The sequence below is a fragment of the Bowmanella yangjiangensis genome (assembly GCF_018531185.1).
In the GTDB taxonomy this organism is placed as follows: Bacteria; Pseudomonadota; Gammaproteobacteria; order Enterobacterales; family Alteromonadaceae; genus Bowmanella; species Bowmanella yangjiangensis.
The window spans coordinates 1074851-1090928 of sequence record NZ_JAHDJU010000002.1; the positions used below are offsets into that span (position 1 = coordinate 1074851).

The window sequence follows — 16078 nt, forward strand, 5'->3', positions numbered from 1 at the left end:
GCCTCCAATCGGAGGCCTTTTAATGCTTAGAAACGCTGAGTCATGCTGATGTAAGCATAACGCCCAGGTAAGCGATAGCTGGGATCGTAGGTATTCGCAAAAGCCGAGTATGCGTAAGGTGGCTCTTTGTCGAACAAATTACGAACACCCAGGGTAAACTGCGAATCCCATGGCGATGTCCAACCAACTTGCATATCGTAGTAAACCACTGACCCCAGTTTGTTTTCTGGCGCCAACTGATCTTTAGTGACAACTACTTCGGTTGTACCTGGTTTGAATGCAAAGTTATCCTGTTTATGGTCTTTATCTGAACATAGGTCAGCGAGCTCCGGCATTCCCAGTCTGGTGGAGGCTGTTACGATATTCGCACAGTTTTCTGTTAATGAAGATACATACTGCGCGCTGATCGAGGCCGACCAATCATCGTATTTCCAACTTAAGCTCAGGTTTGATTTGGTTTTGTTTCTTGAACCACCGCCTGATTGACCCGGGGCTAGTTTACCCACCAAGTTACCTTCGGAAATATCACCGTCAGTGTTTACGTCACCACGATTTGGCTGACCAACGTCACCCATATACAGCATGATGGCGGTATCCCAATTAACTCTGAAGTCACCGACCTCAGTGGAAAAACGATAGTCGACATTGATGTCCACACCTTCACGCTCCAGACCACCTACGAAGTTCTGTGTCAGTGATAACAGTTCTGAAATTTCACCAGGGTTACCATTCAAGCTGCCACTGAAGTCACGCTGGATCTGATCACAGTATGATTGGATCCCGGTGACGTAACATGCATTGGCAATGTACTGAGCCGTGCGGGTACCTATGAAGTTTTCAACTTCTATATTGTACCAGTCAACACTAATACCCATGTTTTCTACAAAGTGAGGGCTGTAAACAAAGCCAAATACTGTAGTGGTTGCTTCTTCTGGTTGTAGCTCAGGATTACCACCGACCTTTGCACGGAATTGAGGATCCTTTTGCTGGAAGTCTGTTGCTACTCCGGCGGAAGCACAGCGAGAGCGTACATCCGCATTCTGGGTATAGGGGACTGATGCGATGCTACATGGATCTGTTGCTGAGGGACGGCTATCGTTTTGGCCCTGATAAAGCTCTTGAATTGATGGCGCTCGGAAGCCTTCACCATAGCTTGCACGAATCAACAATTCTTCAATGGGGCGATAGCTGAGTTTGTAGCTTGAGTTCGTAGTATCACCAAAGTTAGAGTAATCCGAATACCGAGTAGACAAGGATAGTTCTAAGCTTTCAGCGAATGGCTGGTCAGCAAGAACGGGAATGACCATCTCACCGTAGAATTCCTCCAGGCTGAAGCCGCCTTGGGTTGGCGTCGCAGCATTGTCGCCCAACACCTGTCCTGCAACAGTTAGAGGGTCGGGGTTGGTGAAACCTGACTCGCGACGGTATTCATAACCTACTACCGCTGCTACTGGACCAGCTGGAAGTTCGAACAACTCAGTACCGATGTTGGCTGTGTAGTTGTGCATTTTGGATTGAGCGAGGTTGCGAGGGGCAACCGTTACGTAATCCAGCATGTCAGCTGTCACACCATCAGGACCACCGAATACGTTGAAAGGTACACAGCCAGCGACAACAGCGTCTGGGGTGCCACATTTCGCATCTCCGTTTACATCAATGAATGAGGCGCCTAATGCGTTGGCAAAATTGGTTCTATTGAAGAAACCATTTTTAAGCTGAACATATTTATTTTCCGCGAAGCCATAACCTACATCCCAGTTAAACTCGCGGTTTGCTAGTTCAAACTCGCCTTCCAGCGCGGCACCAAAGCGCCAAGTTGTGCTGTCTGCAGCAAAAGATCTGGGTGCCACAATAGGGCGAAAGGAGCCACCGACTATATTCTGGTCAAAGGGGTTGTAGACATGGTCGGCAGATATAGCCAAGCCTCCAAGAGGCTGAGCAGCAAGTTGTGCTTCAGAGGTGCGGTTTACGTAAACGGCTTCCGCTGTTGCGCGCACGTTATCCGCCAGTTCATAGTGTCCTTGAGCATACAGGGAACGACTTTCCTGCGGCTGCAGCAAATAGTTTACTGGAGCAAAGTTGTATCCATCGGTATTTGGGTCATAAATGTGGAAGTCTGCAACCCTCTCTGAGCTGCACTCTTGGCCAGGTACGCAGCCGGCTTTGCCCGGCGTCAATGTGTAAGAGCCTGTTACATCACCTACTGTTGCTCTAAACTGACCATAGGGTGTTGTCGGACTTGCACGCCCACCTGATGCTGACACATTGGCTGGTAAACCGAAAATCGGAACTGACGATATTTCTCTGTCAGCACCCATCACCTGCTCTTGCTTAGTGTAGTTTGCAGCAAACAGCACTGAGCCTTTGTCATTTGAAGTACCCACGCTGAAAGAATAGCTCTCTTTACGGCCGTCTCCCTCGTCATATTCGCCTACATAGGCAGACAGCTCGGCTCCTTGGAAGTCTTTCTTTGTTGAAATGTTGACTACGCCACAGATCGCATCGGTACCATAAATTGATGATGCACCGTCTTTCAGAACCTCCACTTGTTCTATTGCTGCTAGTGGAATAGTCGTTAGATCAACTTCACCGCTTAGCTCTGTCACCCATCTACGTCCATTAACTAACACCAACGTACGGTTCGAACCACAATCACGCAGGTCTACGGTCATGTTGCCTGCAGTGTTGCCGTTGTTAGTTTGCAGACCCAAGGAAGCACCGTTAGTGGCAATCTCTTTCATGATTTCGCCGATGCTGGTTAATCCTGTTCTGGACAAATCCTCAGCTGTAATCAACAACACTGGCTGAGCTGTTTCCATGTCAGTTCGCTTAATTCTTGAACCTGTAACGGAAATTTTTTCTACCACAGCACCTTCTTCTTGTGCTGTGGCTTGGAATCCTAGTAATGCGCTAGATGCGGCACCAAGGGTAAGAGCTAGCTTTACCGATTTGGCCAATGAATGCCTTTGCATGTCTGTCTCCTGTCTATTTCTTATTTTAGCGATTCGATTCGCAATCTTATTGTTGGGCTTTCCCCTAAAATACGTTAAGGAGTTAGCAATTCGACAAATAGCAATGAGACATGAATTGGTTTTTTTTGATGATGAATCACGCGTTTTTTGGGGTGAGTTGCTTGGGTAATTTGTTAAAAATTGTTATCTGTGAGCCCTGAATATTGTAAGCCGGTCTTCCTGATGTTAGTTTGCGAACTTGAAATCGGGGTGATTTTTGCACGAATCGAACAAGGTGAATGCAAGAGATGAAGTGGCATGACAAGTGGCTTCAGTTGTTGTTTTACGAAAATGGAAGTTTCAGATGATTCAGGCTTTAGTGTTTGCTCGAGATAGCAAGTTGAGTTTTGTGCTTGGCGCATGGATGGAAGAATGTGCGGATATTAAACTTGTTGCTTGTTGCAGCTCCTTGGATGAATTGACGCGATTTTTTCCCGTTGATTTGGTATTTATTGATTTGGATGATGAACCTGACATTTGTGGCCTTTTACCTGCCGGCGTTACTACTGTGCTTCTATCATCCAGAGCCGAATATGCAGTAGATGCTTATAATATCGATGCCCGTGACTTTCTGCTCAAACCCATATCAAAGCAGAGGTTTCAATCTTGTCTCTATAAGGTTAGAAACAAGGCCCTCATTTCCTATTCAGCCGCAACGCAGAGTGATAATAAATTCCAGCTAGCTTCTGTATACAAGACCAGGCTAATTGTCAGGGACCCTGGCCGGTTTCGCTTTGTAGATGTTAGTGATATTGACGTGATAAAGGGCGCTGGCAATTACGTTGATTTATTGTTGCGCGACGGGCGGCATCTGCTCCATCGTGAAACCCTAAGCAACCTTGAGCGAAAATTGAATCCGGCAGACTTTGTTAGGGTTAACCGCTCGTTCATTATCCGATTTCCCAGCATCATGGAAGTTAGGGCCAATATTCAGGGCGAGTACACTATAGTGCTGAGAAATGAGCGTGAGCTTACCTTGTCAAAACGCAGCCGTCAGAGACTGACTGAACTGCTTGAAGTCAGTTAATAAACAAGTTTTTTAAAAAAGAAGGGGCTGCATCTGCAGCCCCTTTTTTGTATGGCGTCAAAGATTAGAACTTCAGGTTTACACCTAGTCTGAACATACGGCCCAGTACATCGTAATCACTTGGGAAAGTGTTACCAGAGTTCACATCTGTTTCACCCGCTTCGCCGCCCACTACAGGTGGTTCACGTTCAAACAGATTGTCGATACTCAGGCTGATGTTGGCATAGTCTGTCAGCTGATAGCTAGCAAACAGGTCGAAGTAGCTGTATGAACCAATGTGACGGAAATCCTTGTAGTAGGAGTCAATCACTACAGGCTCTACGTCAATGGCATCAATATAACGCCAGTTCAGTGATACTGTCAGATCTTCGTAATCCCAGGTGGTACGCTGGATAAAGCGCATTTCTGGTAACGGATCGCAAGATGAGCTGTAGTATCCTTTACAGTCGATAACGCGCAAAGTGGGGTCACTTTGACGTTCAGCAGTCAGATACTTGTTAACGTTAGCGTTTAAGCTCAGGCTACCTGCATCACCAAGGTCAAAGCCAACCTTAAGCGCAAGTTCCAAACCTTCAGCACGGCGATACGCCAGGTTGGTTGTATAACGGTTAATTCCAGAACCTGATACGGTCAAATCGCCACCTACGCGGTTGATTTTTGCGCATTGCTCGGCCATGCCGCCGACATAGCAGGCATCCAGAATTTCCTGGGCTGAATATTCACCAATAACGTTGGCGATATCAATATCGTAGTAGTCTAGAGACAATACGAAATCCTGAACGCCGTCAAAATCTGGCGTCCAGACAAAACCAGCAGTAAAGGTATCTGCTTCTTCAGCACCTGGCAGGTTCTGAGGGTCACTACCGCCGAAGGTGTTTACCTGGCCGGAAATAACATCCTGCACATTACCCACTTGAGAATCTGTCATACCTGTGGAGATACACAGTGCACGCAGAGTGGCATCAATGTTTGCAGCGTTAGCTACCGAGCATGGGTCTTGTGTGGCATTGTTCAGACTGGTCGTAACCGGTGATGCCAGTTCACCCACGTTTGGTGCACGAGTTGCTTGCTGCTTCATAACCCTAAGTAGCAGGCTATCAAAAGGCTTATAGTTCAAGCCCAGCTTCCAGGTATCGTTAGTGCCCACGCTGTCGTAGTCGGCGCGACGATAACCAAATTCAAGGTTCATTGCATCAGCAAATTCCTGACCATCAAAAATGGGCAGCATACCTTCCAGGAAGATTTCATCAACGCTGAAGCCGCCTCTTACAGGTAAGCTGTTACCGCCAGCACCACCCTGACAGCTGGCTGGAGCCAGTTTTAAACACTCGTCAGGTTCAAACAAACCAGACTCTTTACGTTTTTCGTAGCCAATACTCAGGCTAAGTGGAGCCGCTGCGGTAGGCAATTCAAGACCATCAACAGGGCCTGTAAAGGCGATTGTCGCAACTTCCTGCTCATATTTTTGCTGTTGCAAGGCAATGGCGCGTGCGTATCCAGCCATAGATTCAGTAATAGTGCCAAAGCCACCAAACAAATCGATGGGCACACAAGTTGGGTCACCGTTTTCACACGCATCGGTAGTGCGGGCCTTCAGTGCATTCTGAATATTGGTCAGGTTAGTATAGCCATCGCGTACCGTTGTACGGTTAGACTCGCCATACTGATAGGACACTTCATATTCCCAATCGCCAACTAAAGCACCTTCCATACCTAGCACAAATTGGAAGGCATCTGTATCGTAACGCTCTGTACGTGCACCTAACTCCAGAGTGCGGCGGCGAAGTTGAACTAACAGTGAATCTTCAGAGTCGACCACGCCGTTATTGTTGTTGTCCCACCAGTTGGTCAGCCCTGCTTGGTTCAGTCGGTTACCTTCGCGTGCACTGTTGGCACCGTCTAAAATCCAGCTCAGTGCACTGCTGCTTAGGTAGGGATTGTACAGAGGCAGTTCAAACGACTGGCCAAAGGTACCTGAGGGTGCAACCTGTGAATCAACGGTAATATTGGTGTAGTTCACTCGTGCATTGATGGTGTGTTCTTCTGCCACATCATAGGTAAATACGGCGGTAGCGGAGTAACGCTCCATCGGCGTTTGGTAGAAGTTGTAGGGGTTAAAGTTAAACTCACTACAGTTACTACCCAAAGAGCGATCTTCCCTGAACTGGCCGGCAACTCCAGCTCCAACAATGGCGAAACGGGTTGGGATAGCCGTGGTGGAACCGCCACCAATAGCTACGACATCAGGGCCTCCACATCCAGTTGGCGGGGATACGGGCGGCAGCCCTTCTTGAAATTCTTTATAGTTCAAACCTGATTTGGTATTGATGCCCAGCAAGCCCAGGGGTCTGTCGCCCAACATAATAGGTTTACGGTCCATCCAGCTCATGGAGATGGCAGCATTACCCTTATCATCGTCAAAGTTTGAACCTATGGTAATAGACAGGTTGTCAGTGTCACCGTCACCTTCGCCTGATTCACCGTGGCTGAGTTTTACCTCCACCCCTTCAAAATCACGCTTTAATACAAAGTTGACTGCACCAGCGATAGCGTCTGAACCATAAACCGCGGATGCACCACCAGTTACCACGTCAATACGCTCAATCAGAGCGCTTGGGATGGTTGCAGTGTCCACACGACCATTATAGTTGTATGGCACCATGCGCTTACCGTTAAGCAATATCAGGTTGCGCTCTGAACCTAGACCTCGTAAATCGACTGTAGCTGCACCAGCAGTACCGTTGTTTACGTTGCCGCCATCACCTGGGATGGTGAAAGGCATGTTCCGTAACACACGCTCGATTTCTGGTTGTTGCTGAAAGGCAATTTCGTCAGCGCCAATAGAAGTAATTGGGCTTGCTGAAACCGTGCCTGGAGATCTGATTCTCGAACCAGTGATAGAAATTTTTTCTACAGTCGCTTCTGCTTCCGTTGCATCCTGCGCCATAGCTGATGTAGAGAACAGGGCGCCCGAAGCACAACTCAATGCAAGAGTTGTGGCCACCGCCACCGATATTCTATTTTTGTTAAACATGTGTATCTCCTGTCGGAATGTTATTTTTTATCGCTGATAACGTTAAGTTATCAGGGATACGCTAGAGCGAGATTTATGGTTAGGGTAGATGCAATACGTGGGAGGTATGAAATGAGTGTTTATTGGTTTGAATTGTGTGATTAATGGTTTGAACTTTTATTCTTGATGTAAATTGTATGTGGTAAGTGGTACTAATTTTTGTGTATGGTACTTATTATTCCCGAGTAACAAAATAAATAAAAAAGCATATTTTGCCTGCCTACATTTTTTGAAAATAGAATAAATGAAAATAAAATCAATAAGATATAAAGAGCCCTTGTTCACTCACTATTGGAGGCAGCTTCCAGGGTGGCGTTTCTTTGTGCTTGGTTTGATTTTCTGGCTGCTGATGAACTCATTTTCGGCAGATTTAAGTTATCGCGGAATGCGTGATGCCGGCAAAGAAGTTGCCTGGCTGGATGTTTGGATTTATTACCTACCATGGTGGTTACCCTGGGCTGTTATATCACCTTTTATCATCGCAGCAACTCGCCTGATTCCCTTGGAACAAAGAAGTTGGTTGCGAATTCCCGGCATGTTGTTGGTATTAACCTTTTTGACATTCCTTGGATTTCTGATAATTGCTGTACCCTTAGTAGCACAGATAGAAATGCAGGGTGTGGATGGGCAAAGCCTGTCAGCGGCTGCTAATCTGATGTTGAAAAGAGGGGCATGGCATTTAGACTTTATTGTTTTTTCTGCTGTAGTTTGTATTGGTTATTCGCTGCAGTATTACGAAAAATCTCGTTCAGAAGAAGCCCGCAACGAAAGGTTGCTAAGGCAGCTCATGCAATTGGAGCTAGAGTCACTTAAGTCCCAATTAAATCCTCACTTTTTGTTCAACACGTTAAACACTATATCTAGCCTGGTTAGACTTGATGAAAAACAAAAAGCGGTGACGGCGATTAGTGAGTTGAGTTTGATGTTGCGCAAGGTTTTGGAGAACCAGAAAACGCAAACTCTTCCGCTGTCGGAAGAAATTGATTTCATCCAAAGCTACTTAACTATCCAGAAAATGCGTTTTGAAGATAAATTGGATGTTTGTCTGGATATTGAACCTCAGTGTTTGAGTTTTCCGATTCCATTTATGTTACTGCAACCTATAGTGGAAAATGCAATCGCACATGGATCTCAGCTTGAGTCAGACAAAAATCGACTTGAGCTGCGTATACGTCAGAAAAAGGGATATTTAAATATTTGTATGATTAATAGGATGCCTGAACATGATGAACATCATGGGCTTGGAATTGGTCTTCGCAATACAAGAGAAAGGCTTGAAAAATTATATGGTAAGGATTTTTTGCTGGAACTAAAGGAGCTCGATAACCGGTATTTTGAAACCTTGCTTAGAGTGCCAAGAGGAGTATTGCATGTTAAAAGTGATGATTGTTGATGATGAAAGTTTGGCCCGACAATCAATCAGAACGCTGGTGGCTCAAGATCGTGATATAAATGAGATACTTGAAGCATCTGATGGTATGCAAGCGTTGGCCATGTTTGAAAGCAAGCGGCCGGACATCTTGTTTCTTGATATTCAAATGCCAGGATTAAATGGTATTCAATTGGCAGAAAAGCTGGCACATCGATGTGTGGTGATTTTCGTGACCGCTTATAATCAATATGCTATCGCGGCTTTTGAACTGAACGTCGTTGATTATCTGTTAAAACCTTTTGACGATGAGCGCTTTTTTCATTCGTTGCAACGCGCTAAAGAAAGAGTCCGAGAGAATAGCTTTGGTGATGCTCAACAAGTTCAAAGGCTGTTTAAACATATGTTGGCGGAACCCGATCGTGGCTTTAAGAGCAGGCTTATTGTCAAAGACCCTGGTCGCATTCGGTTGTTGGATGTGGAAGATATCGTTTTTATCGTTGGCGCTGGGAATTACGCCGAGGTGCATTTAAAGGACGGTAAGTCGATCTTGCATAGAGAAACAATGGGGACGCTGGAAAAACAGCTGGATCCCGAGGTGTTTGTCAGGATCCACCGGTCCTCCATTGTCAGAAAGAGCAACATATGTGAGCTTAAGTCCACAGATAAGGGAGACTATAAGGTCATTCTTAAATGTGGTCATGAGCTAACATTGTCACGGCGCAACAAGCATAAGCTCGACTCATTGCTCGAATAGTTGAACCGCGTGTTGTGAGCGCCTTTTACTCTGCGCGCTGAAACTGCTGCTGCCCTGCAATCCAAGTCTGCAGTACTTGGGTTTGCCATATCTCTGTATTCGGGACTTCGAAGATATTCCTGTCAATCAGGATGAAGTCTGCCCACTTACCCGACTCCAGATTACCTAAAACCTTTTCCTGATGGGCTGCATAGGCGGCGTCCAGAGTGAAAGCGCGTAGTGCCTGTTCAACACTTAGGCGTTCAGCGGGTATCCAGCCACCGGGCGGTTGTCCTTCGTGATCCTGGCGGGTAACGGCCGCATGCAAACCATGAAATGCATTGGCTAGCTCCACCGGAAAATCCGAGCCTGCAGCCAAAACCGTGCCTTGCTTTAAGAACGTTTGCCACGCATAAGCACCTTTTAGTCTTTCTTTACCGATGCGGTCTTCTGCCATATTCATATCGCTGGTCGCATGCACTGGCTGCATTGATGCAATGATATTCAGGTCCTTAAAGCGCGGTATATCTTCAAGGCTGACAACTTGGGCATGTTCAATGCGATTGCGAAAAGATTGCCCTCCTACCTTGTCGTAGGCCTGGGCGAAGTTATCCAGTACCAAACGGTTACCCCGGTCGCCAATGGCATGCACATTCAGTTGAAAACCCTTACCTAGCACCAACTCAAACAAGGCTGGTAGGTCTTCTTCCGAGGTCAGTAGTAAGCCATGATTGTGAGTGTCATCTGAATAGGCCTCCAGCATGGCTGCACCTCGGCTACCCAGGGCGCCGTCAGCAAAGGCTTTCACACTGCGTACCCATAGCATGTCCGTGGTATCCTGAAAGGGGCCGGCTTCCAACATTTCCTTGAGCTTAGGGTCTGCAGCGGAAAGCATGCCGTAGATACGCACTTGCAATTGACCATTCTTGGCTTGTTGCTGATAGAAATCATAGGTTTTCTGGTCGACACCGGCGTCATGCATACTGGTGATGCCCAAACTGAGCAGGTGCTGCGTAGCGGCCTTTAAGGATGCCTGCATCATAGCTTCATCGGATTTTGGCAGGTGCTCTGCTACCAGCCACATGGCGTTATCTATTAACACGCCAGTGGGATTTCCTTTCGCGTCACGAATGATCTGTCCTCCAGGCGGATCCAGTGTGTCTTTGCCGATACCCGCAAGTTGTAGTGCCTTGCTGTTAACCCAAGCGGCGTGTCCGTCAACACGCTCAAGCCAGACCGGCTTGTCGGGAATAAATTCGTCCAGCTGACTGGCAGTGGGAAAGGCTTTGCCCGGCCACAGAACCTGATTCCAGCCGCGTCCAACAATCCAGTTTAGACTGGGGTTGCTGGCTTGATAGCTTTTGACTTTGGCAACGGCGGCTTTCTCACTTGGCAGGCCTCGCAGGTCAACTTGCAATAGATTTTCACCCAACCCCAGAAGATGGCCATGAGCGTCGGTCAAACCGGGTAACAGAGTCTGGCCTTGTCCGTCGACCACTGTTGCATTGGGGTAGCGTTTCAAGAGTTCAGCGTTGCCGTTTGCCAGGACCTTGCCTTGCTCAAACACCAAGGTATCAAATTGCTGTAAACCTCCATCAGGGATTATGTGATAGCCCTTTACATTGGTGATGGCAGTGGGGTTCGCCAGCACCAGAGGGCTAAGTATCAGCAGGGCACTGTACACAAGTGAACGTATTGTCATGGGGGCATCCTGTTGTGGGCCAGTAAACTGGCGTTTTTTTATTCTTTTTTAGCATGAAGCCATGGCGCGGCCAATGACCGCGCTGGGGCTTTTCGGTCAGTCGACCAAAATGGGCGGCTGATTCAGATAGTCGGTCTGCCATATTTGTTGCATGCGGGTCTGATCGATATTACCGCCGGATAAAATGACCAAAGCCGTGCTGGGTTTCTCCTGTTCCTGCAACCAGCTGACGACCGCGGCCATCACCATGGCGCTGGTGGGTTCTACATGGATTTTTAGTAAGTGCTGCAACCACTGAGTCCAATAGGCTATCTGCGCTTCATCTACTTCGTAGAAATCATCCAACTGCTGTAAAAACGGAAAAGTTAGGTCGCCCACCGCTGGAGTGGCTGCGCCGTCTGCTAATGTGTCAGCAGGCCCCGGCAAGGCAACTATCCTACCTTCACGAAGTGAGTTTGCTGCATCGTTTGCAGCCAGGGGTTCGGCGCCTATTACCTGGGCTGTTGGGCAAAGCCCGCGGCTGGCCAGTAAGGTGCCGGCCATGAGTCCACCACCGCCAACGGGCGCGAAAACCCCATCTACCTGTTTGAGATCTTGCAGTGCTTCAAGCGCAGCAGTGCCTTGCCCGGCAATGATTTGGGGATGATTAAAGGGGGGGATCCACATAGTACCTGGTTGCTGAGCGGCGGCAGCAACAGCTGCATCAGCCTCATTGCGGGTATCAAACTGAGCAAGCTGTGCACCATAATACAGAGTCGCTGCCGCTTTTACTCTGGATACGGTCTTGGTGGTATAGATAGTGGCAGGGATGTTGAACAAACTGGCAGCATAAGCGACGGCCTGAGCATGATTGCCTGAGCTGTTGGCGACAATATGTTGAGGTAACGCGCCATTTTCTTCCAGCCAGGCAAGGACATTGATGGCGCCCCTGAGCTTAAATGCCCCGATACGCTGCAACGCTTCGACTTTAAAGTAAACTCTATGTCCTAGCCAACTGTCCAGCAGGCTGGAATTAAGAAGTGGGGTGCGGTGCACATGTGAAGAAATCCGCTGTGCTGCTAAGAGCACATCATCAAAGGTTGGTAGCTGCATGTGTTCTCCTTGGAAACCTAAGCTGGCAATGTAGCATGCTTATTCAGCACTGTAGAGTTGCTCCAGGAATTTAACCTGGGGCCTGGGAGAAAGGATAATTAGTGACCGCCAGGTCTTGGGTTCTGATACCATGCGGCAAAAATCTAAAGTCAGAGGTTGATGATGCAACGAGTGAATTTAATTCCAGGGCAGTTGAGCTTTTCGCGAATGGTGCAAGGATACTGGCGCCTAGCAGATTGGAATATGCAAGCCCAGGATGTTGTCCGTTTTGTTGAACAGGGTCTGGAATTAGGCATCACCACCACAGATCATGCCGATGTTTATGGTGCTTTCAGCGAAGAGGGGATGTTTGGTCAGGCACTTAAATTGGCGCCAGGGCTTAGGGACAAGATAGAGATAGTCTCTAAGTGCGGTATTTTGTTTCCTTGTGAGAGGCAGCCGGATGTGAATGTGGTGCATTACAACAATGAAACCGACTACATTGTATCCGCCGCTGAGCGTTCTTTGCGAGAGCTACATACAGACTATCTAGATGTATTACTGATTCATCGCCCTGATCCGCTGATGGATGCTGATGCGGTCGCTGAAGCCTTTAGCCGTTTGCAGCAGGCCGGCAAGGTAAGGCATTTTGGCGTATCTAATTTTTCTGCTGCCAAGTTTGCCTTACTGCAGTCTCGCCTGGATTTTCCGCTGGTCACCAATCAATTGGAAATCAGTGCCGTACATAGTGATTATTTGTTCGACGGTAATCTGGATTATTTACAACAGCATCGGGTTGTACCTATGGCCTGGTCATGCCTGGGCGGTGGCGGGGTATTCCATGATTTTCAGTACAAAGCCCTGCGAGATTGTGCGGCAAGCATCGGTGAACAGCATAATGCCAGTTTGGATCAGGTGCTGATGGCGTTTGTACTGGCGTTGCCCTGTCATGCTCTGCCGATAATAGGTAGTGGTAATATTGAGCGCGTGCGTCAACAAGCGGCCGCTGTGGATGTCCAGTTGACCCGCCAACAATGGTTTAGTCTGCTGGAGGCGGCGCGGGGTTATACTGTGCCTTAATCGCCGGTCTTCACTGTGAAGATTAGCCGCCAGCAGCTTCACACTTCTGTCATCTAAGCGGCTTACACTGCGGCCCTTCATGCGTTGCTAGCGAACAGGGGTTATGCAGTTTAAGCCTTTGGACAGGGTAAATGGGTTGCCGGTTGCCTTGTTTTTTATCCTGTGTTTTGTTTTTGGCCTGTTTAGTCTGTATCTGGAAGATCAGGAACAGCGGCGACTGGCGGCCAAGGCAGCTATAGTGGCCCAGCAGGTTGCCAATACCATCGAAGTGTTTTCGGCCGACCGGCAGCGTGCACTGAATGACCTGATGATTACCTGGCCTGAATATCACCCTAATCCTACCGACTGGTTTAATGCTCACGCAGTCACTATGCAGCATGTGTTGCCCGGCTTTGATGACATTGTTTGGGCTGATGAGAATCAGCAAATTCAGTGGAATATAAAAAGCGCGGACCGCGACGCTTTGTTGCACCGACAGTTAATGGACTTTGGTTTGGCCCTGCAAAATGGCGAACAACTCGGCTTTGCCAATGCGCTGATCCAAAATTCCCGTGGCCACTACCTGGCTATAGTGGGAAGGGCAATCAACCCCTATGACGCCAGCTACGGTTTTGTGGCAGCCAGCTTCGATTTGCAAATGACCTTATCCGCCATGGTGGGAGAATTGATTGGCTCGGATTTCAGCCTGACCTTGTCTGACGGTAAACATCAGCTAATGGCCAATGGCACACTAAATAGTCATGAGCCTGTTGTTGAGCAAGCTATCGAATTTGCTGGCCGCGAATGGCTGCTTAAGCTGCAGGGCAATCGCGGTGGATTTGAAATAGGCAGAATTGTCATGGCTATCGGTGTGTTGATGTCACTTATCATCAGCATTTTTCTGCGCCGACAGTTACGCAGTGCGTTCAAGTTAACGCAATCTCAGCAACGTTATAAAGCCGCCAGCGAGTCTTCCTTAGATGCCATTTTGGTTTTGCAGGCGATAACCCGCCAGCATCTTGTGGTTGATTTCAAGCTTGCGGAGTCAAATCGTGTTGCACAGAAGATGTTTGCCACTGGTACTGAATATTTAAAATCTAAACTTCTGTCAGAGCAGCTGGCAGAGCTGAATCATTCCGCTTTACTCCCCATCTGCATTGAAGTTTGCCGAAGTGGTCAGGCTTACGAACAATATTTGGAAACCAACAGCGACCTGATAAGTGCACAGTGGATTAAGATTCAAGTGGTAAAAGCCGGGAATGGCATTGCGATTACGGTGCGAGATATTACCGCGAGGCGGCTTAGTCAGCAGGCTCTCAAGGAAAGCGAAGAAAAATTTCGCCGTCTGGTGGATGGCCTCAACGGTCACTTTGTTTATTCTCATGATTTGAGTGGGCGCATCAGCTATGTCAGTAGCAGTGTGCAGGACATATTGGGGTACAGCCCTGAGCACTTTAAGCTTAATTATCGCCATTGCGTCAAGCGTCAGCCGGAAAATGCTGCACAAATACGCCAGCAATTATTAGCCGGTGAGCGCCCAGAGCCTTATGTGGTGGAATATTTCACTAAGGCTGGTGAAATCCGGCAAATCGAATACCGCGACTCTCCGGTATTTGATGAGCAGCATAAACTTATTGCCGTAGAAGGAATTGGCCGTGATGTCACGGCTGATTTGGCTTTGCAGCAGCAGGTCTACTATCAGGCCAATCATGACCAACTCACGGGTTTGTATAACCGCTATGCCTTTGACCGTATGCTCAATGAGCGATTGAGTGTAATAAGAACTCAGGGCTCGGTTTCAACCTTATGCTATATCGACATGGATCAGTTTAAGCTGGTTAATGACTCCTGTGGGCACCAGGCGGGGGATGAATTGCTGAGGCAGGTGGCAAATCTGCTTGGCACCTCACTTAAGTCGGGCGATATTCTGGCCAGGGTCGGGGGCGATGAATTTTGTCTTGTCTACGCAGATTTGCAAGTTAGCCAGGTGCTGGAAAAGCTAGCGGTGATGTTGGATGCCATTCGCAGTTTTCGCTTTGTCTGGGAAGATAAAGTTTTTCATATAGGCGCTAGTATTGGCGTGGCGGAGATTAATGCCAAAACGCTCAATAGTGCAGAACTGATTAAAGCGGCTGATCATGCCTGCTATAGCGCCAAGAATCTTGGCCGCAACCGATACCATGTGTTTGACGAAAGCGATCAGCAACTGAACTATCAGCAAAGCGAACTCGAGTGGGTGAATGAGATCCAAAAGGCGCTGCTTGAAGATCGCTTCGAGCTCTTTTATCAGAATATTGAACCGCTAAATCAACCCGCTAAGGGCCGTCATTACGAGATCCTGCTGCGTATGCTCAGCCCTAAAGGTGAATATCTGAATCCGGGGATTTTTATCCCTGTTGCTGAGCGATATGGCTTGATGAATAAGCTGGATGAGTGGGTGTTTACACGCACCATCAGTGCGTTGGAAGCGCATCCCGAGCATTTGGAAGCGCTGGACAAATGCGCCATTAACTTATCCGGGATGACACTGGGTAATGAGGAATTTCTGGATAAAATTATCCGCCGTTTACGTCATTCGACTGTACCACCTGAGAAGATTTGTTTTGAAATTACTGAAACGGCAGCGGTAACCAACTTGGCTGCAGCCGGGCGCTTTATTGATGCATTGCGTGAACTGGGCTGTCGTTTTGCACTGGACGACTTTGGTGCAGGCATGAGCTCTTTTACCTACCTGAAGAACATGGCGGTCGACTATGTGAAAATTGACGGTTCCTTTGTGCGTAATATGTGCCGGGACCGCAGTGACTACGCTACGGTTAAAGCCATTCATGAAATTGCCAGCAGTATGGGTAAACTCACCGTTGCCGAATTCGTGTCAGATCAGGAAACCCGTATCGCACTAACCAAATTGGGCATCAGCTTTGCGCAGGGCTTTGCTTTAGGTAAGCCGGCACCGCTGCAAAATTTGCTGAACGCGCAGAAAGTCATCATACGGCACCTGACAGCCGTTTGATTGTGGCGCTCGTACCT

9 protein-coding genes are annotated in these 16078 nt (G+C 48.0%); 5 read left to right on the forward strand and 4 right to left on the reverse strand.

All coding sequences use genetic code 11. The features are described from left to right. Positions 1 to 26: 26 nt before the first annotated feature. Positions 27 to 2972: a TonB-dependent receptor domain-containing protein gene (locus tag KJY73_RS14100; protein ID WP_214344351.1), complete on the reverse strand. Its 2946-nt coding sequence runs from the start codon at positions 2970 to 2972 to the stop codon at positions 27 to 29. Between the two features lie 343 nt (positions 2973 to 3315). On the opposite strand from KJY73_RS14100, the gene KJY73_RS14105 reads away from it, so the two are divergent. Beyond that, positions 3316 to 4038 carry a LytR/AlgR family response regulator transcription factor gene (locus KJY73_RS14105; protein ID WP_214344352.1) on the forward strand — a complete coding sequence of 241 codons (723 nt, stop codon included), beginning with the start codon at positions 3316 to 3318 and terminating at the stop codon, positions 4036 to 4038. Positions 4039 to 4102: 64 nt separating this feature from the next. On the opposite strand, the gene KJY73_RS14110 is transcribed toward KJY73_RS14105, so the two are convergent. Next, on the reverse strand, positions 4103 to 7072 hold the full coding sequence (locus tag KJY73_RS14110) for a TonB-dependent receptor domain-containing protein (RefSeq protein ID WP_214344353.1): 2970 nt from the start codon (positions 7070 to 7072) through the stop codon (positions 4103 to 4105). A 283-nt stretch (positions 7073 to 7355) separates the two neighbouring features. Between KJY73_RS14110 and KJY73_RS14115 the strand changes: the two genes are divergently transcribed. Further along, the gene (locus KJY73_RS14115; RefSeq protein WP_214344354.1) at positions 7356 to 8504 is read left to right on the forward strand and encodes a sensor histidine kinase; all 1149 of its coding nucleotides are present in this window, start codon (positions 7356 to 7358) and stop codon (positions 8502 to 8504) included. Further along, a complete protein-coding gene (locus tag KJY73_RS14120; RefSeq protein ID WP_214344355.1) occupies positions 8482 to 9237 on the forward strand; it encodes a LytR/AlgR family response regulator transcription factor in 756 nt (251 codons plus the stop codon). Before KJY73_RS14115 ends, KJY73_RS14120 begins: the two co-directional genes overlap by 23 nt. A gap of 25 nt (positions 9238 to 9262) precedes the next feature. Here KJY73_RS14120 and KJY73_RS14125 read toward each other — a convergent pair whose 3' ends face one another. Beyond that, positions 9263 to 10918 (reverse strand): amidohydrolase, encoded by a 1656-nt coding sequence (locus KJY73_RS14125; protein WP_214344356.1) that lies wholly within the window; start codon positions 10916 to 10918, stop codon positions 9263 to 9265. Positions 10919 to 11014: 96 nt separating this feature from the next. Continuing rightward, positions 11015 to 12010, reverse strand: a complete 996-nt coding sequence (locus tag KJY73_RS14130) for a serine/threonine dehydratase (protein WP_214344357.1) — start codon at positions 12008 to 12010, stop codon at positions 11015 to 11017. A gap of 162 nt (positions 12011 to 12172) precedes the next feature. Here KJY73_RS14130 and KJY73_RS14135 point away from each other — a divergent pair, with 162 nt between their 5' ends. Both KJY73_RS14135 and KJY73_RS14140 read left to right on the forward strand, forming a co-directional pair. Then, on the forward strand, positions 12173 to 13069 hold the full coding sequence (locus tag KJY73_RS14135) for an aldo/keto reductase (protein ID WP_214344358.1): 897 nt from the start codon (positions 12173 to 12175) through the stop codon (positions 13067 to 13069). A 103-nt stretch (positions 13070 to 13172) separates the two neighbouring features. Beyond that, positions 13173 to 16061, forward strand: coding sequence for an EAL domain-containing protein (locus tag KJY73_RS14140; protein WP_214344359.1), 2889 nt, complete (start codon positions 13173 to 13175; stop codon positions 16059 to 16061). The last annotated feature ends 17 nt before the right edge of the window (positions 16062 to 16078 follow it).